Source organism: Allorhodopirellula solitaria (genome assembly GCF_007859855.1).
In the GTDB taxonomy this organism is placed as follows: Bacteria; Planctomycetota; Planctomycetia; order Pirellulales; family Pirellulaceae; genus Rhodopirellula; species Rhodopirellula solitaria.
In genome coordinates this window covers 126,434-146,912 of the sequence record NZ_SJPK01000011.1, presented here as the reverse complement: position 1 = coordinate 146,912, position 20,479 = coordinate 126,434, and the positions used below count along the sequence as shown (strand labels likewise).

Here is a 20,479-nt window from a genome sequence, read left to right as displayed (position 1 = left end):
GATACCGGCGATAAAAATCAACGTTCTCGAAACAGTTCGCTGATTGATTGGTCGTGGTGAATTCGCTTGATCGCCTCGGCCAACAGAGGAGCGATGGACAGCTGGACCAAATTGGGCAGCTGTTTATCATCGGCGATCGGGATCGTGTCGGTGACGGTAATCGAATCGATGGGTGCGTCTCGCAATCGTTCGATTGCCGGACCACAGAAGATACCGTGGGTGCACGCGATGTGAATTTCCTTGGCTCCAAACTCGTGGACGAGCCGGGCCGCACCGCAGATCGAGCCCGCGGTACTGATCATGTCGTCGAACATCAGTGCGATCCGGCCCTCGACCGGTCCACCGATAATCGTACTCTGCCGCACTTCGAGGGCGCTGCTGCGGCGTTTGTCGACAATCGCGAGCGTGCCACCGAGCCGTTTGCCGTGCCCGACGGCGCGTTTAATGCTGCCTTCATCCGGGCTGACCACGACGACCTCTTCGCCATCGAATCGGCGGCTGACAAAGTGATCGTTGATCACCGGAGCGGCGTACAGGTGATCGACGGGAACGTCGAAGAAGCCTTGAATTTGGGCCGCATGCAGGTCCATCGTGAGCACGCGGTCGGCTCCGGCGCGGGTGATCAAATTGGCCACGAGTTTGGCGGTGATCGGCACGCGTCCCTCGTCCTTGCGGTCCTGCCGGGCGTATCCGAAGTACGGGATCACTGCCGTGATCCGCTCGGCACTGGCCCGTTTGCAGCAATCGATCATGGTCAGCAGCTCGATCAAATTGTCATTGACCGGCGGGCAGGTTGGCTGCATCAAAAAGACGTCGCGGCCGCGCACGTCCTCGTCGAGCTTGCAGAAATTCTCCCCATCGGGGAACTGCCCAAGCGTTATCCGAGCCGGCTTCAGGTGCAGGTGCCGGCAGAGCTTTTCAGCGAGATCCGGATTGGCTCGGCCGCTGAAGATTTTAAGTTCACGCATATCCCATCGCTCGCATGGTTTGATCGACAAGTTGAAGTTCAGCCGGATTGTTGATCGACAAAGACTCGCAATCTTTGAGCACGGGCAACGCCTCGACGGGCCGGCCCGCTTCGTAGAGCAAACGAGCGCAGTCGGTGAGATAATACTCGCCCTGAGCATTGTCGTTGCTGAGATTATCCAGAGCCCACAGTAAATCGGGCGTGGAGAATAGATAGGTGCTCATGTTCACCTCGTTGATTTCGAGCTGTTCGGCGGTCGCGTCCTTATGCTCGACAATCCCAGTGAACTGGCCTTCGGAATCCCGGACGATGCGTCCCAATCCGGTCGGATCCTCTTTCTTCAAAGTGCCGAGCAGGAGGGCAGGGCGTGTTTGCTCAAAATGGGCCACCAGCTTCTGCAGGCTTTCCGCTTGGATCAGCGGCGAGTCGCCCGCGATCACGAGGGTCAATCCCTCGTGGCCGGCCAACTGGTCGCGGCACATCTGCACAGCGTGCCCGGTACCGAGCTGCTCGTTCTGTTCGGCAAAGGCGATGCTGGCATCGTCACGCGTTTGAAGCTCGTCACGCACGGCTTGCTTTTCATACCCGACGACGACGATTTTTTTTCCGAAACCAGCGTGGGAGGCGGCATCGAGGACGAAATGGATCATGGGCCGGTCGACGACAGGGCACAGCACCTTGGGCAGTTCGCTGTTCATGCGAGTGCCCTTGCCGGCAGCCAAAATCACGGCCACAGCCGTCGGGGCGGGAGCAGGAGTCGGGGTAGTCATGGGTGGTCAGTGGGGACAAATTGAAAAGTGGACGAGTGAATCGGGCACTCTGCGGCGCCCAATCGTCCCCTGTCAAGCGGAATCGGGCAACCGGGCTGCCGAGGGTGGTGGGTGGTGAAAAGCTTGCGATTGTTACCGGCCACCGACACGGTCGGAGATTGCAAACTGCAAAAGGCAAATAGGCAAGTGATTTGATGACGTTGGAACAATTCACGATTTGCACTGATCCGTTCGCAATTTGCAACTAGCACCTCTTGATTGGGTTGTGGAACGACTCGCAGTCTACCCAAACCGCCGTGTCCGTAGAGTTTTCACCAGCCCAGTCCGCTAGTCGCCGGCCGCCGGCGACTGCTCTTGCGACGCGGGCGCCGGGGTTGCTACTCTCGCCGTTGACCCATGCTCCGGGAATGTTTTCTGTTTGAACGAATAAAATACGCTTTAGACATCGCGTTGGCTGAGCCGATACTATCTGTGTTCTCACTCATCTGCGCTTGCGAAGTCTCCACTGATTCTGACGGAATACATCCTGGGACAAGGATTGCGGCGCTGGTAACCGAACCCGAGAATTGTCACTCAAGCGAACGAATTTTGCTGGGAAACCAACCTGTTCGAGCGTCCACGAGTCGACTCGGTTACTGCACAGCCCAATTCTAAAACCGTTTCTGACGATCCCCAATCTATTGTCGATCGCCCGCCTTGCCGGCGGCGAACACCCACGAAGGGTGGCAATGAGGGGCTCGCCAGGTTCCGCTTTCCTCCCAGGGAGCCAGTGAAGATGCAAATTTACGGACCATTCCGACTTTCGACCGCCGCACCCACGTCGTCGACCGCCAGTGCCGCAGCACCCCAACGCAGCGCCAACCGGCTGGCCACGCCCGACGCGGCTAAAACGTCTGCGGCGCCCGTAGATCAATTGGACCTATCGTCGACTGCGAAAGCCTCCGCCAGCACGCCGACGAATCGGCTGCAGGAGAGCTCCGCGATTGCCGGTGGTGGCGAAATTCGCGTTGACCGAGTCGCCGATCTGCGCCGTCAGATCGCCCAAGGCAACTATGACACGCCCGAGAAGATGGACATGGCATTGGACCGTTTCCTCGATGGGTTCGCGTAACTCGCGGTCAATTCCATTGACGCAGTGACGAGCCACGCAAAGTCGCTCAGCTCTCCGAGCTGACAGCGCACGGACATCGGTTGCGCAGAAGATAGCTCATGACAGCGCCCCAACGGGGCAGTCCTATGACAGCCCCAGGCACCGCCTGGGGTTTCAGACGCCGCCACCTCGCGGTAGCCCCAACGGGGCGATTCTATTTGCACACGCCATCCGAACGGCAGATTGGCGCGAACACGAGGGCCGCCCCGTCGGATGAACCAAAACGTTTCGCTATCCGCCCCCAGGGCGATGCCCTGGGCTTTCATACAGCCGCCCCGTTGGGGCTCAAGAACGCCGAATAAAAAGCTGCAATCATTCAATCGACAGCTTGCTTGCGCGTCTTCGCTCAGCCTTGGAGCGACTCAAACGTTCTCAATTGGTACCCCACTCGTGTGTAGTCGAGCAGACTGCACAGCGCCCGGGATGCGATACCAAAGCCATCGGGGCCGCTGAAGCCACCGAATTGGCCCCCGCCGCGGACGTGTGGCTCGAGATCCAAGAACACACCGTCGGCTCCGCGATCGACCATCCGCTGGTGCAGCGTCGGCAGGAAGTCCCGGAGGTCGCGGAAAATCGCCTCATGGGCACTATCGCCCCGATCAGCGGGTACGAAGTGGCTCGCCGATTCCTCGTCGACATGCTCCACCCGGCCTCGCAGTGACGGGTCGCTGTAGTCCTTGATATGCAGCCAACCGAGTGTCGGTTTCATGGCGACGTACTGCGCGTAGACCTGATCGGGCGTGAAGCCTTGCATGGCGATGTTCGCTCCATCGAAAATCGTCAACATCGCGGGATGGTTGACCCGTTCGGCAATCGCGGCGAGCAAATCGCCGGTTTGCCCTACCAAATTCGCTTCCACCTCCAAACCAAACGTCAGCCCCCGGGCATCGCAGGCCTCGGCGATCTGCCCCAATTGGTCGGCAACCTGATCGATGTGATCTTCGGGGGCGGTGCCCTTGGGGTGATAGAACGAGAAACCGCGCAGCAATTTCGAGCCGAACGCTTCGGCACGGTCGCAGGCGACCGACACATCCTCGCGGAGATACTTCTCGAAGGGAACGAATTTGTTCGCGGTCCCATCGTCCACATCGAGCAGCTTCACCTTGCCGATCGGCGACCCGATACTCGATACCTTCATACCGTAGTCCGCGTGCATCTGCTGCAAGAGCGTGATCTCCGCTTCCTCGAGCGCCATCACGTTCTTGATCCCGTTACCGACATCGACAAAGCGGATCGAATAGTATTCCAGGCCAATGGCGGCGAGAGCGGCGAATTGTTCGTTGGCTTTCTTGGAGAGGGCGGACTCGTCAGCAAAACCACTGAGCAGCACGGTCGGTTCGGAATTCATCAAAAAAGGGTCCCAAGGGTAAGGCGTTCAACATCAACGAGCGATGAGTGTGCGATAATATGTCGCCAAAGTGAACCCGTCTCCCCCCAAGTCCTCCTCCCAAGCGTTGTCGGCGACGATGAATATTTTTCAATTTCAACCCGCCTTCACCGTCGACATCCCGCTGGAACAGCCCCAAGCGATCGCCCGATTGAAGGCGGCCGCGGCGAGCGACGAACTGCGTGGTGTGGCCGAGGCCGCTGGGGCTGTGATCGATTTCAAGATCGCTCCAGCGGAGCGGCGGTTTTGGTCACCGCACCTATCAGCCCAGTGCAGTGCGAGCGAAGAGGGCACACAAATCTTTGCTCGCTTCTCGCCACGCCCAGAAATCTGGACGATGTTCATCGCTATCTACTTTGTCGTCGCCATCCTGATCTGCCTGGCGCTGACGATCGGGTACGTGCAGTGGTCACTCGGCTATGCCCCCTGGTCGCTGGCGGCGGTACCCATCGGGCTGCTGGTCATCGTCGGACTGCACGTCGCGAGCCTCGTCGGCCAACAACTCAGCGCCGACCAGATGGCAGTGCTACGCAGCCGGTTCGACCGCGCCGTTGAGATCGCGTTCGATGGCTTAACTGTCACCGACAGGAGCACCGCGTCAACGGACGAGGCTGCTGGGTAAGGTTCATCTTTTCGATATTTGCGATCCGGCTCGCCTGGCAGTCCGGACAATGTCGCACGGTCTCGATGTCCCACGTGTCGGCCGTCACGACGCAGTGGAGTCGTTGAGCGTGGCCCCAAGCCAGAGACTCACGCAGAGCAGTTTCCAGTTGACGTAGCCGGGGCGGTACAAACTCACCGCTGGCCACGATCTGCTGCATCTCGACCGTATCGCTGCGGGTGGGAATGATCGCGACAAATCCCGCTCCGGCGTCGGCGGCATGCTGGACTGCTCGCACGGCATCGCCGACGCACCGCTCTGGATCGGCGTAGGGCAATTGCAACATGACGAAGCACCGGAGCGTGATGTCGTTACCACGAAGAAACTCCGCCGCCTGGGCGAAGTCCTCCAGCGTCATCTTTTTCTTCTGCCGCGCTAAAACGTTTGGATCGGACGTCTCGAGCCCGATGGCGACTTCGAGCTTTGAACGGAGCAGATCGTGAAATCGGAGCAGTCGGTCGCCACACATCGTGGCGTGATTCTCGACAATCACGCGTTCAAACGGATCGCAGAGTTCCGCGATCGCGGGCCAGTCCGCAGGCGGGATACTCTGGGGATCGGTGAAGTTGCCCCCGTTGTAGAGTTTGATCGACCAGCTCGAGACAGGCGACGAGAGTGAGTCGATCGCTGCCGCAATCTGCTGGGGGATCGATCCACGCGGGGTGGGCTCGGCGTGATTGTGTCTCCACAGATCGCAAAAGACGCATTCTACTGGGCAGCGGCGGGCAGTCAGCAATAGCGTCAGCGTAGGACGCGTGAGATGCTCGCCGATCGGTTCGTGCTCCACGCTAACACCGTACGCCCGTGGCTCGCCCTGGGCGTGGGGATCTATGTGCACAGTTCTCGGAATGCCTTGCGATAGTCCATCGGAGCGGCGGGGAAAATTTTGTCAAAAGTCTCCGAGGTCACCGCGCCATGCTGAAAGCGGCGTTTTTCGAACGTCGGCATTTCGATACCGGTCACCGATTTCACTCCCGCTGCAACGACGCTGCCCTTGAGCTGGTACAACGATTCGTGGTCCCAATCGGTCAGATCGATGAAGGGGATTGCTTCGGCAACTTCGATCACCGACGGCACAGCAAAGGGGCTGAAGCCTGAAAAATCGAATGCTCGCATGACGGCCGACGAGCGGGAATGGCCACGGCTTTGTCCACCGCTGTAGGTCAGCGAATGCTTGATCGAATCGACGCCCCAACCCTCTTGATAGAGCATCAGGTTGTTCAGCACGCTGCGGATCGTCAGCTCTGGGTTTTCCTCAATCGGGTAGTCCTTGAGGTTCTCATCACCGCCATCACCATCGACGAGCCAACGCCACTCCGGATACCGCGTGCGGATCGCTTCGGCAAGCGCCACGGCGAAGGTCGCCGATTGGATATCGAGGGGCTTGTAGTCCTCAACAATCTCAATGGCTCGCCGCCAATCGACCCGTTCGACGGGGACGTCAACGACCTCGAGCAGCTCGGGAAATCCGCACTTCGTGACGAACTCCGCCGCCTGCTGGAAGTCTTGCGCCTGACCCTCAACGGCCAGCGAGAAGGCCTTCAATCGCGTGGGGGCTTGGCCGCGTTTTAGCAACAGATCGTACAACACACAGAGCACGGCCCCGCTGTCGATCCCGCCCGAAAAGAGCACGCCAATCGGCTCGGTATCGCCGATTCGATCGAGCCATGCGTCGCACACCCGCGCCAGACGCGTGATGTACTCGTGGCCAATCGAAGGAATATCCGCGGGCAGCCGATTCCGCTGAGGTGTGAAAAATCGCTGATGAACCGGGTTCGGGTCCGGACAGCCGACGAGTTGCAGTTCGATCAAGTAGTGGGCGGGGACCATTCGCGTGTACGAGGGGTCAAACTGATCTCGCAGACCTTCCTGCTCCAACCATGAGGCGATCTCATCGATCCGCTCGGCGACGACCAGGCACGGTCCGGCTTTGAGCTTGGCCATGAAATAGCGCATCGGTCGCCCGATCGTACGCACCATTCGCACGGCCCGGCCGTCCTTTTCACAGATCGCGAACTGGCCCTCGAGCTGGGAAATGCGATCGCGGTCACCGCTGCGCACAATCTCGGCAGCCGATTCGCTGGTTTCATTGAGCAGGACGTTGGCGTCCGTGTCCATTAAATTGACCAACCGGTCAATGGTTTGTTGAGCGTGCATTCAGTGGTTCTCCGGGAACAAGGCATCCAGACACAATTGGCTCCATGTTTCCAACGCGTCGTACTGGGATCGCAACTCCGCAACCGTCAGGAATTCACCATCAGCGAGTTCCGCCTCGTTGCTCGTCACGCTGGGTTGTTCGAGCGTGAAACGGTGAATGACACCGAGATGGACACGCCCGACCTCGTTGCTTGGATCGTAGAGCAAGCCTTCGCGTTGATCGGTGTAGTCACACTCGATCGTGACTTCCTCATCGAGTTCCCGTCGCATTCCAGTGAGGTATGGGTCCTCGTCGCCGTCGGCATCCTCTTGGCTGATATGCCCGCCCACACCGATGCTGCGTTTGGCGTGCAAACGGGACTCCCCTGATCCACCTCCACGTGTGTAGGTGAACACCCGCACGAGACCGTCATTCGGATCGGTCCACTGCATCACGACATAAGGAATCAACTGCTTGAAACTTGGATCCGTTTCCATCGCGGCGCGGGGCCGGTACGAAAGCCGATCGCTAGCGAGAATAGGAACGAGAAAACGATCGACGTCGACTTCAAATCCCTCCAGGTGCCCCAAGGAAGTAATGAGGTCCGCGGGGATGACCAGGATGTGTTCTTCGGACATGTGAGGTTTGCTTGAGAGAGAGCTTGTCGGTAGTGATTTCATCTTTCTGTCGCCATCGAGGCATGGGCGTTAGCCGAATGACACTCCGAGGCGAACTTGGTAACCCGACGCGTGAGCGAGGACCATCCGCTCGCCACCTAAAACCCTGCATCTTCCTCGCTGACGCATCGGGTTACCACCCCAGGTATGCCTGCAGCGGGGCCAAAGCAGATAGGGTTCGTCCCCAAAAATGCTTCCCCGCGGCGAGGTGGGCCGATCGAATTGCCAACCGTTGCATCCTGCCAGACAAGCTGGCAGGGGAGCGAATGGTTTGGACTTATGTATAACCGACAGGGGCTAGCATCCCCGGCGAGATGCTACCGCCGCGACCGCGGCAAACAAGATTCGTCCGCCGCTTGCGTCGTACCGGTGCTTACTTCAGCGGTGGCAGTGCGCGGACGTCCCAGATGTCCTGGGCGTACTGGCTGATGGTGCGGTCGCTGCTGAACCAACCACTACCAGCGGCATTGAGAATGCTCATCTCGTTCCACTTGTCAGTGTCTTGGTAGGCTTTGCCGACCTCGGCTTGAGCATCGATGTAGCTGCGCAGGTCAGCGATGGTGACCCAAGGATCGTGAGGGCTGCGCAGGCCACCGGTGAGCAGATCGTACAACCCGGGATTGTCGGGGTTAAACGTTCCGCTTTCGAGAATGTTCATCAGCCGTGCGATATCGGGGTCGGCGGCGATGATGTCATTGGGACGATACTCTTTCTTGGTTTCAACGACTTCGGCGGCATCGAGTCCAAAGAGGAAAAAGTTCTCGTCGCCCGCGTTCTCTCGGATTTCGATATTGGCGCCGTCGAGTGTTCCGATCGTGAGCGCCCCGTTCATCATGAACTTCATGTTCCCGGTTCCGGATGCCTCTTTGCCGGCAGTAGAAATTTGCTCGGACAGTTCCGTTGCCGGACAGATAACTTCCATCGATGAAACACGGTAGTTCGGGAAGAACACCACCCGCAGCAGGTCTCGGCACTTCGCGTCCGCGTTGACGACTTTCGCCACGTCATTGATAAGCTTGACGATCAATTTCGCAACGTGGTATCCCGGTGCAGCCTTGCCACCGATCAAGACACAGCGAGGCACCATACCAGCCGTCTCTCCCCGCTGAATGCGATCGTAGAGATGGATGATATGTAGCACATTGAGCAACTGCCGCTTGTACTCGTGAATCCGCTTTACCTGTACATCGAACAGGAACGAGGTGTCGAAATCGACGTCCGTCGTTTCCTTGACGAGATCTGCCAATCGCTGTTTGTTCTCGAGCTTGATCGACTGCCACCGCTCACGGAAAGCTGGATCGGTCGCGTGGGGAGCGAGCTGATCGATCTTGGTGAGATCGGTCTGCCAGCCATCACCAATTGTTTCATTGAGCAATTCCCGCAGGCCCGGATTGCAGTGAGCGAGCCAACGGCGTTGAGTCACGCCATTGGTTTTGTTGTTGAACTTGCGAGGCCATAGCTCGGCAAAGTTCTTGAACAGGCCGCTCTCGAGCAATTGGGTGTGCAATCCAGCAACGCCGTTGACCGAGAAACTGCCGACGATCGCGAGATAAGCCATGCGGATGTGAGGATTATCACTTTCTTCGATCAACGACATCTCGCGACGCATGCCCACATCACCCGGCCACTGCTGGTCGACCAATTTCAAGAAACGAGCGTTGATTTCATAAATGATTTCCAACAGCCGCGGCAACAATCGACTGAACAGTCCAACCGACCATCGCTCCAGTGCTTCGGGCAGCAGCGTGTGGTTCGTGTAGGCCATGCAACGCGTCACCACCTCCCAGGCATCGTCCCACTCCATGCCGTGTTCATCGAGCAGCAATCGCATCAATTCAGGAACGGCACAAGCGGGGTGGGTGTCGTTGAGCTGGAAGCAGTTCTTCTGGCCAAACTCGGAGAAGTCGTCGCCGTGCTTCTTCACCCAGCGATCGATCACGTCTTGAAGCGATGCTGAAACGAGGAAGTACTGCTGTTTCAGTCGCAGCTCCTTGCCATTCTCACTGGCGTCGTTGGGATACAACACCATCGAGATCTGTTCCGCGTTGTTCTTCGTCGCCACCGCCTCGGTATAACTTCCGGCATTGAACTCAGCGAGGTCGAACACATCCGTGGTCGAGGCCTTCCAGAGCCGCAGCGTATTGATGGTCTTGTTGCGGTACCCGGGAATGGGCATGTCAAAGGGGACGGCGAGCACGTCGCTGGTATCGACCAAACGCGTTTTCATCCTTCCCTGCTCATCAGGATGCTGTTCCGTCCGCCCATAGAAACGAATCCGTCGCGTGCTCTCTGCTCGCACGATCTCCCACGGGTTCCCATCGCGGAGCCAGTGATCGGGGTCTTCGACTTGACGCCCATCTTTGATGTGTTGATGGAACATGCCGTATTCATAGCGAATTCCGTAGCCGACCACGGGCAGCTGCAGGTTCGCACAGCTGTCTAGAAAACAGGCTGCCAGCCGTCCCAAGCCACCGTTGCCCAATCCGGCATCGAGTTCGCGGTCAGCAACTTCTTCGAGCTCCATCCCGTAGGCATGCATCGCCGAGCGTGTTTCATCATCCAAATCGAGATTCTGGATTGCGTTGGTCAGGGAGCGCCCGATCAAGAACTCGAGCGAGAGGTAGTAGACTTTGCGATCATCGCTCTGCCACATCCGACGCCATGTTTGTTGCCATTCGGGCACCAAACGATCGCGAACTGAAATCGCTAATGCCCGATACAAATAGCGTTTATCAGACTCGCTCGAAGGTGGTTGGCGGTCGTCGAAGTGCCCCAGCGTGACCGTCAAATGCCGACGGACATCGGTCGGTAGATCCAGCTCGCCGAGGGTGCTCGGGATCTTCGTGGTGGACGGAACCTTCGAGGACGATGGAGCGGGATGCGTATTAGACATGTACGTTTGTGCTTTCAATGAGAAAGTGATAGGAGCCAGTTAAAACGAATGTCGCCTATGCGAGGACTGGGCATCTTGGTGCCGGGGCAACGGAATCATCCTGGAGCCGGGGGCAGGAGTATAGATGGATAGGATAATCACGCCAACGTCGAATCGACAGTGATCATCGCCGCCTGTCCCCGGGCAAATGATTCGCAGTTACTTACCGTTTGGATGGGACCTGCATTGGAACGCCTCCGACAGGCCCTTTGTCACTACCACCTATTATTTTCTCGCCAAGGGAAAGCCGAATGCCATAAGGCGACCATCAACGCAATTTGCCTGACCGAATTGCTGCCGAAATACTGGCTCGCTAGGCAGGTACGGCTCTTGAACCGAACGATTTGATCACACCTGCTCTGCAGGCTCGGCCGCTCGGAACCCACCGTCGCAACCAATTGTTGATTGGTTAGGCATCAAACCGCTAGCGGTTGGGGAGCCTGCGTCGAATCCACCATCCTAGAAACCAGCTTTGACGAGCCGTGAGAGCCCACCCTCATCTCACTGGCCTCCTTTTCGCTGAGAAGGTGCCCACCGCTTGCCGGAAAACGCCCCACACTGTAACGCTTATGCTAAGATCCACACCCAATTGCCGCTCCCGCCTCCTCTGTTCTTAGCCCCCCGTCGATGCCCACCCACGCTCCCTGCTTAGCTCGTTTCGGATTTTTCGTTGTCTGCCTCGCGATACTGACAACCCTGACGCTGCCCCCTGCGTTGGCGGCACAAGACGCCGTCTCCACAACCCCGTCGTCAGCGAACATCAACGCCGACGACAGCGATGGCACTCTGAACCAAGACTCCGAGAGCGAGGCAGCTATCGTTTCAGACGAGGGCGAGCTGCCGGCGAGCAGCGAAAGCGAGGCGGGAATCGATTGGACGCCTGCGTGGTTGGTCTTGATCGGTATCGTGAGCGTCCTGAGCTTGATCATTGGGCTGAAACTCAACGCGTTCTTGGCGCTGCTCATTTCCGCGATCCTCGTCAGTGTGCTGGTCGGCCGTGTCGAAGGTATCGGGTTAGGCGAGCGAATGGATGCAGTCGTCGACTCATTTGGCAGCTCGGCCGCGGGCGTCGGCATCGTGATCGCCATGGCAGCGATCATCGGCAAGTGCATGCTCGACAGCGGCTCGGCGGACCGCATCGTGCGTTCGGCCGTCAAAGCCACCGGTGAAAAGAAGGCCTCGCTGGGACTGATGATCAGCGGTTTTGTGCTGGCGATTCCCGTGTTTTTCGATACGGTTTTCTACCTGCTCGTGCCGTTGGCCCGGTCCCTGCATCGCCGTACTGGAAAACACTATCTCCGCTACCTGATGGCAATCGCTACCGGCGGCTGCATCACGCACACGCTTGTCCCGCCCACCCCCGGGCCCCTGTTGGTAGCGGCGATTCTTGGGGTCGACATTGGCATGATGATGATGATCGGGGCGATCGTGGCCATCCCGTCGGCGATCCTGGGGCTGTTGTTCTCAATCTATGTCGATAAGAAAATGCCCATCCCCATGCGGCCGCTCAGTGTCCGCGAGGATCGCCATCAACCGCTCGCCGAAGAGAAACTACCGGGTCTGTTTGTCTCGCTGCTGCCGGTGCTGCTGCCAGTCGTCATGATCGGCGCGGGAACACTCGCGACAACGCTGGCCGACCGCGAGGACCGTGCTGCGGTACTGACCACCGATGTGGAAAGCTTTGACTTGCTCGCCGAGCGTTTCGCGGCTGCTACCGAAAAATCGCCAGCGGGCCGGATTTTAGCCAGCGACCGGATCACCGCCGGGCAACGCGAGCGACTCCGAGAAGCCGCCACCGACGACATTGAGAAACAACGGGTCGTCTCGATTATCAACGACGCACTACTCGACCCCGATTTCTACACTGCCGACGCGTTCGCCGATGTGCCGATGCCCGCAATTACAGCGAAATTGCAAAAGGCCAATCAACTGCGGATGAAACCTGTCGACCGCCGCAGGATGAACCGTGCATTGCTCGACGCAGCCTACCCCGAATTGATCGCCCCGCAGCGTTGGGATAGCCCCATGCGGAAGACGGCCAACTCGCTCGGATTGTGGAGCAACCCCAACTTTGCCCTCCTGATCGCAGCCCTGACAGCGATGTTGACGTTCAAGATCGTCCGCTCTCTGTCCTGGCGAGATCTCGGTGTGGATGTCGAAGAATCGCTGATGAGCGGCGGGGTGATTATCCTCATCACAGCCGCAGGCGGGGCTTTTGGAGCCATGCTCAGCCAAACGGGTGTGGGTGAAACGATCCAACAGTATTTTGCCGGCAAAGAGGCTGCTGGGATCGCAATTCTACTACTGGCATGGTCGGTTTCCGCCATCTTGAAGGTCGCCCAAGGCAGCAGTACCGTCGCCATGATCGTGGGCGCCGGCATGATCGCGGCCATCATGGGCGGAGAGGAACCACCTTTCCACCTCGTCTATGTTGCGACCGCAGTGGGCAGTGGCGCCTTAATGGGCAGCTGGATGAACGACAGCGGTTTCTGGGTGTTCACCAAAATGGGCGGCTTGACCGAGGGAGAATCCCTTCGCTGTTGGACACCGCTGCTGGCAACCCTCTCAATCGGCGGCTTGTTCACCACCATTGTCTTGAGCCAAATCCTGCCGATCGTCTCCAACACGCCATGAACGACGACGATGAGCTGTGCCTCTGCTTTCACGTGACCCGGCGGAAAGTGATCCAGTACATCCGGGTGCGGCAACCACGTCGGCCGAGCGAATTGTCACAGTGCTACGGCGCGGGCACCGGTTGCGGCTGGTGCCGCCCCTTCCTGAAACGATTGCTCGATCAGGAACAGGCCGGTTCGCTCAGCCATGACGAAGAGAATCTGCCGACCCCCGAAGAATACGCCCGACAACGGTCCGCTTACCGGCAACAAGGAGGGTAAAGCGAAACGCCTCACTTGGTCTTCTCACGCGTCTAACGCTTGAAATAGACGCCATGGCACTGCAGCGTGATCGCGTTGACCGCTTCATCGAACGTCGCTGACCCCACCACCATCACGCGGTCGCCCTCCGCCACGCCGAGCAGCTCGCGGGCGTCCGTCGCCAACGTATCACCGTCGGCTCCGACCAAGTTGACGATGGCTTTGGGGGCTTTCTCAGCTCGACGTTTGCAGAACGGGCAATTGTCCTCGTGATCAGGATCGTCCAGCCCGTGCCCTTCCGCTGGCAATTCGCTGAGCATGAAGGTCGCCTGACCTGCCTGGAAAGCAGGGAAGTCTCCCGCATCGATCTTGCCAATCAACACCATCTCCTGCGATGCCCCCGCCGCGCCGCCCGAGGCTTGCTCGGCCGAAAGATCTTCGGCTGCCTGCGTCAACGACATTGGATCGGCGGGTGGCGTTTGCAACAAATGCTCGCTGTTGGGCGAGCCAGCCCCGGACGCCGACTCCGATGTACCCGTTGCGTCACACCCTGTCGTGCCAACAATGGCCAATAGACCCAACAGAACGCAGGGCACCAACGCGGCAGACCGCAACAAACGCTCAACAGAAAACGAAGTCATCATGAACCCACTCGTTAGGAAGAAGATTTGTTGGTGAGAGTCTCGATCGCCGAATCAATGTCCTCCGAGACGTCTTGGTAATCTTTCCCTTCCACGCCATGAAGCTTCGCATCGACCTCACCGTAAGCATCGAACAGCGTCTCGACCGCTTCTCGCGCGGCCTGTTTGGCATCGTCAGAAAGTTCAGATGTGGCAACCTTCTCCTCGATTTGCCCCAACAAATCGCCTACGCCATGCAGTTGATCGTGAATGGAATCCACGTCGTCATCAGCGAACCCTTTGGCGATCTCATCTCGCATCGAGACCAACTTCTCGACCCCCTCATCGAGCGAATCCAACGGCGGGGGAGTGTTGAGTTCTGGCAAGTTATCCACGTCCAAATCAGCGCCCTGCTCAGCATGATCGTGGTCATGTCCGTCATGATCATGATCGTGGTCATGATCAGCAGCAGCCGGTGTTTCCGGGGTGGATTCGGCCGGCTGACACCCAGTCATTCCGCCCACATAGGCGACCGCAATCATCAGAACGAACCACTGAGCAGAACTCAGCAACCAAGCTGGACGTGACATAAAAAATCCCTGGCAAAGGTGATCAAAAAATGGGTAACCCAACACACGTCTCTGAAATCGACGACGCGGATTGAGCGGGCATTGTAGCAGTGCGACGCCCTGGCAACAGCTACGCCGCCCCGACCGGAAAGGTTCGCATTCGCATCGAGTGGCCCCAGTCGCCACGATTTTCCTAGGAGTGAACCGTCACGACTGCGTAAAAGCTAGGCAATCTGACTCGGTACCGCTCGCCAATTTCTGGTTCATCCGACGGAAGCGTGCGCAGAGCACAGCGGAAGGTTTTTTGAGGCATCGCTCTCGTATCCAATGATCGTTCTAGAATGCGTCCCTGACGAATAAACGCTCGCCAGGGACCGACAACACCATTGGCGTACCGCTTTTGCAGGGAAACGCTGGCGACCGAGATATCCCTTGCCAAGCCAGCACCTCTGCAGAGCTCGGCTCCGCTTCTCCCGGCAGTGCCTGTCTAACATTGATAATCACATCCCACAAATAAATCCTTCGATACGGGAGCCATGCCTTGAAAACCTCGGGCGCACGCTTCCGTCGGATGAGCCCAATTTCTTGACAATCGACAGCCTGTCATTGCCGTGTATCTCTGCAGATCGCTTCGGCCTGCTCCAAAACCAGCTTCGTAGCCGAGGCCTGCATGTCCGGTGGGTAGCCATGACGCCGTAGGATCCGCCGGATCAGGACTCGAATTTTGGCTCTGGCCGACTCGCGAAGCGTCCAGTCGATTGTCACGTTTTTGCGCACGGCGATGATCAGCTCTGTGGCAATCACCTTCAGTTTCTCGTTGCCCAGGGCGTCCATCGCTGAATCGTTTTCGGCCAGAGCGTCGTAGAAGGCCAACTCGTCATCGTTCAACCCGAGCTCTTCACCGCGGGCGGCACGTGCTCGCACTTCATGGCAAACCTTGAATAGCTCGTCGAGCACTTCCTGCGTCCCGATCGCTCGATTGTGGTAGGCGTTGAGGGTACGCCCGAGCATTTCCGAAAGAGCACGAGCCTGGACGACATTGCGCGGTGAACGTGCTTGGATCTCATCGTTGAGCAGTTTCTGCAGCAGTTCCACTGCCACGTTCTTGTAAGGTAGCCGGCGGACTTCTTCGAGAAACTCGTCCGATAGGATCGAGAGGTCAGGCTTGTCCATCCCAGCTGCTGAGAACACGTCGATCGCTGCGTCATCGGTCGTGACAACAGCCTTTCCAACCAGCTGCCGGACCGCGTAATCCAGTTCACTCTTGGATTTGCCGCTGCTCTCGTACTTTCGGAACCCGGTGGCGATGGTTTGGAAGAACGCGACGTCGTCACGAATCTCAATCGCGTAGGGTTCGGTCGGGCACAGTGCAAACGCCTTGGACAAGCCACTCACGCAAGCTAGCCAGCGTTGCTTTCCATTGTCCTCCAGCAGGAAATCCTGGGCCGCAACCGGCAGTGACACCATGTCAGTGGGTTTGCCTTGATGCCACGCTGACCAGTCGAACCCGTGCAGCATGTCACTGCAGATCTCGTACTGCCGACGCAGCGCCGCGACGGCCTGAGTCGTGTCGATCGTCGTTTTGCCCTTCCCACCCGACTCGGTGTAGGTCCGCATCGCGGCTTTCAGCGAATCACCAATCCCCAAGTAGTCGACCACCAGCCCGCCGGGCTTGTCTCGAAAGACACGGTTCACGCGGGCGATTGCTTGCATCAAACCGTGCCCCTGCATTGGTTTGTCCAAATACATCGTGTGCAGACAGGGTGCGTCGAAGCCGGTCAGCCACATGTCACGCACGATGACGATCCGAAAAGCACTGTTGGGGTCCTTGAAGCGATTCGCCAGCTCTTTGCGGCGTCGCTTGGTGCGGATGTGTTGTTGCCAGTCGGCCGGATCGGATGCGGACCCCGTCATGATGACCTTCACAGCACCCGTGTCATCCTCATCCACTGACACGGTGTCGTCGATCGTTGCATTGTCTGTCTGCGATGAATTCTTGGACGTGGTCAGTACCCCAAGCCCCGATTCGGCGACCACCTGCGGCGCGTCAGCGTTAGTAGATTCTTGCCAGGATGTATCGCGGTGCAGCGTCACCATCGGCGGTTCCTCATCAGCAGGCTTGCCCACCCATTCCGGGCGCAGTTTCGCAATCTCGTTGTAGAGGTCCACGCAGATCCGGCGACTCATGCAGACCACCATCGCCTTGCCCGGCATCGACTCGCACCGAGTGTCGAAGTGCTCGACCAAGTCGGCCGCCAGGACACGGATCCGGTCCTCATCGCCAACCATCGCTTCCAATGCGGCCCACTTCGTTTTCAGCCTCTCTCGCGTGGTGTCTTCCGCTGACTCGGTGACACAATCGAAATCCTCGTCGATCGTCTGCATCGACTCATTGGTCAACGCCAGCTTGATCACCCGGCTTTCGTAGTAGATCGGGACAGTCGCTTTGTCCTCCACCGCGCGTTGGATGTCATAGACGCTGATGTAGTCGCCAAAGACCGAACGCGTGTTCTTGTCGTCTAGTTCAACAGGCGTCCCGGTGAAGCCGATGAAGGACGCATTGGGCAGCGCGTCGCGGATGTTGCGAGCAAACCCGTAGGAAACCTTCCCCGATTCCTTGTCGACCTTGGCCTGGAAACCATACTGACTGCGATGCGCCTCGTCTGCCAGAACCACGACGTTGGAACGGTCAGACAGTTCGGGGAATTGACCGGCCTTCTCCGCAAACTTGTGAACGGTCGTGAAGATCACTCCTCCGGAACCAACCTGCAGCAGTTCTCGCAGATGCTCAACACTGTCGGCCTGAACCGGCGTCTGTCGCAACAGATCGTGGCAGCGTTGGAATTGTCCGAAGAGTTGATCGTCCAGATCGTTGCGGTCGGTCAGCACGATCACCGTCGGGTTGTTCATCTCGGGGTGCGAGATCACCAAGCCAGCATAGAACAGCATGGTAAAACTCTTGCCGCTTCCCTGCGTGTGCCAAACCACACCGCACTGACGGCTACCCTCGGCTCGTGACGCGGTGACAGTCGACTCGATCGCCGTCGCCGCCGCATGAAATTGGTGGTACCCGGCCAACACCTTGCTGATCCGACCGGTGTCCGAGTCCTCTTCAAAGACGACGAAGTTACGAAGCAGAGGAATCAAACGCTGAGGATCAAATACCCCGCGGATCAGAACCTCAATCTCGCTGAGTCCCTTCACGGGTGACTCCGAGTCGATCGCTCGCCAGGGCTTGAACCATTCCCGGCCAGCGGTCAACGAACCCATGCGAGCGTAAGTGCCATCGCTGGCGACCAGCAATTCGTTGTATCCAAACAACGTAGGGAGCTCGGCCTGGTACGTTTGCAGTTGGGCGAAGGCTTTGTCCACAGTCGCCTGCTCATCGGCAGAATTTTTCAGCTCGATGATCACCAGCGGCAAGCCGTTGACGAACAGCACGATATCCAGCCTTCGATTGTGCCCGTGTTCCGTCACGGTGAACTGATTCACCGCCAGGAAGTCATTCGCTGACACAGTGTCATCAAGCAGCTTGGCATGGTCGCCTGCGATCGAGCCATCATCGCGTCGGTATTCGATTTCGACGCCATCGCGGAGTCGCTGGTGAAACGCTCGGTTGTTCTGGATCAATGTTGGCAGGTCCGGACGCAAAACCTTTCGCATCGCTTCGTCGACCGCCTCGATTGGCAGATGAGGGTTCAACCGCTGGATCGCGGCCAATAGTCGTTCTTCGAGAACAACATTTTGAAACGACTCTCGTTCCGGATCCTCTCCGTCCGGAGCGATCGTTGAACCATGAATCACATCAAAACCAACTTCCACAAGCCAATCCAATGCGGCCTGTTCGACGGTATCTTCGTTAATTGTGGTCATCCGAATCTTACTGGTTCCGCATTCATTTTATGGTCGTGGTGGAACAGAATCAGTCCAAAAGAAGGAGGAAGTGAAATTGCGCCTAAACAAGCAAGTCTTTTTCAAGAAAGGGTTTGCGGCGATTGCAGATTCTTCATGCCGTTTGCAACTATACACGCAAATTACATCACTTTCTTGCTAGTCAGGCACACTGCGAAACCATCACCTTCCCGGTCTCGAGGGCAGTGTTTGAGATCAGTGTAGTCGATGGTCCTCGTGATTTTTTTATGATCCTGGCTCCCCTCTCCCCCAAGCGGGGCGAGGGGAGCCAGGGTGTTATTGGGGAACTCTCAAATCAGAGCAGCGGTGAAATAGCTGCGCAAACGTAAATCAGCTTGTTATCAAAGATTGAGTATTCTCGTGTTGACATGCCCTGTTAAACGGTCGGAGTTGCCACAGGTCCGTTGCGTTTTGGTTCGGCCTGTTCCAGTTTGCATTTTACCGCTCCATTTCGCGGTCGATTCGTGCACTTTATGATCCTGGCTCCCCTCTCCCCGCTTCGGGGAGAGGGGCCGGGGGTGAGGGGCCATCGCTGCGCAACCTCCGCACGACCGCTTCGATCTCCTCCCTCACGCTCCTGACATCCTGCGTTACGCGATACCCATTGATTCGCAAAACCTCATAACCGAGCGACTTCAAATACGCGTCGCGTCGATGATCACGAATCTTTCCGGCATCGGTGAGATGATCTTTGCCATCGATTTCTAAATCCAGCATCAGCTCCAAGCAAACAAAGTCGAGTGTATACGGTCCGACGGGATGCTCACGACGAAATTTGTGCCCGAGCACGCGACGCCCCCGGACCAGTTCCCACACATCGCGAGCAAACTCGTTGGCGGTTTGACGCTGTCGACGGGCGAACTCGATACGTTCCGAGTCGCCCCGGGATCGTCTTGGGTGGGGCATGATGGAGAGGGCGCGAGTCGAGGGGATGCCGTATGTTGCCCCTCACCCCCAACCCCTCTCCCCGAAACGGGGCGAGGGGAGCCAGGGTGTTTTTGGGGAACTCTCAAATCAGAGCAGCGGTGAAATAGCTGCGCAAACGTAAATCAGCTTGTTATCAAAGATTGAGTATTCTCGTGTTGACGTGGCCTGTCAAAAGATTGGGGTGCCACAGGTCTTTTTCGTTTTAATTTGGTCCTGTTCGGGGTTGCTTTTTACCGCTCCATTTCGCGGTCGATTCGTGCACTTTATGATCCTGGTTCCCCTCTCCCCGCTTCGGGGAGAGGGGCCGGGGGTGAGGGGCCATCGCTGCGCAACCTCCGCACGACCGCTTCGATCTCCTCCCTCACGCTCCTGACATCCTGCGTTACGCGATACCCATTGATTGGTTCATCCGACGGAAGCGTGCGCAGAGCACAGCGGAAGGTTTTTTGAGTACTGTCATATCCAGAACGAAAATTTGCAGTGCGCGCGTACGCTCAGCGGCACCACCAATAGGGTAGCTTTTTCGACACTCAAAGTCCACTGTTTGTCGGCCAGCCAGCACGGCTCGGTTAGCTTTGGTGGTTCAGTCTCGCCACCCTGGTAGATATCCGAAGCTCTGAGAGCCCCACACTGTCTCATCCGGCGTTTGAACCGCTAACAGAGCATCTCACTCTAGCACGGGCTTGCTCAGCAGAGCTACGCTCCACCGATACCCTCGGCATGCGACGACGTTGTTAGTGTGCTTGGCAGCACGACAATTCAGCCTAAGACTTCAGAGCTTCGGACGGTTTCGATTCTACAGTGTTTTCCTGGTTCACTCCAAGACGAATTAGTAAGCCGATCAGCAAGTCGCCGATCGATTGAGGGCCTCGACGCTTCTTGCCAGCGAGAAGCTGC

The 20,479-nt window shown here is 57.9% G+C and carries 15 protein-coding genes; 4 read left to right on the top strand and 11 right to left on the bottom strand.

The window, feature by feature from the left end; translation table 11 throughout:
- Positions 1 to 17 precede the first annotated feature (17 nt).
- Positions 18 to 968, bottom strand: coding sequence for a ribose-phosphate diphosphokinase (locus CA85_RS18560; RefSeq protein WP_146392854.1), 951 nt, complete (start codon positions 966 to 968; stop codon positions 18 to 20).
- Positions 961 to 1,737, bottom strand: coding sequence for a sugar phosphate nucleotidyltransferase (locus CA85_RS18555; protein ID WP_146392853.1), 777 nt, complete (start codon positions 1,735 to 1,737; stop codon positions 961 to 963). The genes CA85_RS18560 and CA85_RS18555 overlap by 8 nt, the downstream gene beginning before the upstream one ends.
- 775 nt (positions 1,738 to 2,512) lie before the next feature.
- On the opposite strand from CA85_RS18555, the gene CA85_RS18550 reads away from it, so the two are divergent.
- Positions 2,513 to 2,848: a flagellar biosynthesis anti-sigma factor FlgM gene (locus CA85_RS18550; protein ID WP_146392852.1), complete on the top strand. Its 336-nt coding sequence runs from the start codon at positions 2,513 to 2,515 to the stop codon at positions 2,846 to 2,848.
- 385 nt (positions 2,849 to 3,233) lie between these two features.
- Here the strand turns inward: CA85_RS18550 and CA85_RS18545 are convergent, their stop codons facing one another.
- Positions 3,234 to 4,235, bottom strand: coding sequence for a sugar phosphate isomerase/epimerase family protein (locus CA85_RS18545; protein ID WP_146392851.1), 1,002 nt, complete (start codon positions 4,233 to 4,235; stop codon positions 3,234 to 3,236).
- A 118-nt stretch (positions 4,236 to 4,353) separates the two neighbouring features.
- Here CA85_RS18545 and CA85_RS18540 point away from each other — a divergent pair, with 118 nt between their 5' ends.
- Complete coding sequence (locus CA85_RS18540; RefSeq protein ID WP_146392891.1) at positions 4,354 to 4,896, top strand: hypothetical protein; 543 nt, start codon at positions 4,354 to 4,356, stop codon at positions 4,894 to 4,896.
- Here CA85_RS18540 and CA85_RS18535 read toward each other — a convergent pair.
- The 4 genes from CA85_RS18535 to CA85_RS18520 form a co-directional block, all read right to left on the bottom strand.
- The gene (locus CA85_RS18535; RefSeq protein ID WP_146392850.1) at positions 4,853 to 5,773 is read right to left on the bottom strand and encodes a radical SAM protein; all 921 of its coding nucleotides are present in this window, start codon (positions 5,771 to 5,773) and stop codon (positions 4,853 to 4,855) included. The two genes, CA85_RS18540 and CA85_RS18535, sit on opposite strands and share 44 nt — an antisense overlap.
- A complete protein-coding gene (locus CA85_RS18530) occupies positions 5,764 to 7,092 on the bottom strand; it encodes an asparagine synthase-related protein (RefSeq protein WP_146392849.1) in 1,329 nt (442 codons plus the stop codon). Before CA85_RS18530 ends, CA85_RS18535 begins: the two co-directional genes overlap by 10 nt.
- Entirely contained in the window at positions 7,093 to 7,710 is a 618-nt protein-coding gene (locus CA85_RS18525; protein WP_146392848.1) for a phosphoesterase, read from the bottom strand.
- 412 nt (positions 7,711 to 8,122) lie between these two features.
- Positions 8,123 to 10,642, bottom strand: a complete 2,520-nt coding sequence (locus tag CA85_RS18520) for a glycogen/starch/alpha-glucan phosphorylase (protein WP_146392847.1) — start codon at positions 10,640 to 10,642, stop codon at positions 8,123 to 8,125.
- Positions 10,643 to 11,308: 666 nt separating this feature from the next.
- Between CA85_RS18520 and CA85_RS18515 the strand changes: the two genes are divergently transcribed.
- Positions 11,309 to 13,315 (top strand): GntP family permease, encoded by a 2,007-nt coding sequence (locus tag CA85_RS18515; protein WP_246112959.1) that lies wholly within the window; start codon positions 11,309 to 11,311, stop codon positions 13,313 to 13,315.
- Positions 13,312 to 13,575, top strand: coding sequence for a (2Fe-2S)-binding protein (locus CA85_RS18510; protein ID WP_146392846.1), 264 nt, complete (start codon positions 13,312 to 13,314; stop codon positions 13,573 to 13,575). Before CA85_RS18515 ends, CA85_RS18510 begins: the two co-directional genes overlap by 4 nt.
- A 32-nt stretch (positions 13,576 to 13,607) precedes the next feature.
- On the opposite strand, the gene CA85_RS18505 is transcribed toward CA85_RS18510, so the two are convergent.
- The 4 genes from CA85_RS18505 to CA85_RS18490 form a co-directional block, all read right to left on the bottom strand.
- Positions 13,608 to 14,198, bottom strand: a complete 591-nt coding sequence (locus CA85_RS18505; RefSeq protein ID WP_246112958.1) for a hypothetical protein — start codon at positions 14,196 to 14,198, stop codon at positions 13,608 to 13,610.
- A gap of 11 nt (positions 14,199 to 14,209) precedes the next feature.
- A complete protein-coding gene (locus tag CA85_RS18500; protein WP_146392845.1) occupies positions 14,210 to 14,764 on the bottom strand; it encodes a LarC family nickel insertion protein in 555 nt (184 codons plus the stop codon).
- Between the two features lie 582 nt (positions 14,765 to 15,346).
- Positions 15,347 to 18,616 carry a type I restriction endonuclease subunit R gene (locus tag CA85_RS25795; RefSeq protein WP_246112957.1) on the bottom strand — a complete coding sequence of 1,090 codons (3,270 nt, stop codon included), beginning with the start codon at positions 18,614 to 18,616 and terminating at the stop codon, positions 15,347 to 15,349.
- Positions 18,617 to 19,126: 510 nt separating this feature from the next.
- A complete protein-coding gene (locus CA85_RS18490) occupies positions 19,127 to 19,561 on the bottom strand; it encodes an endonuclease domain-containing protein (protein ID WP_146392844.1) in 435 nt (144 codons plus the stop codon).
- Positions 19,562 to 20,479 lie beyond the last annotated feature (918 nt).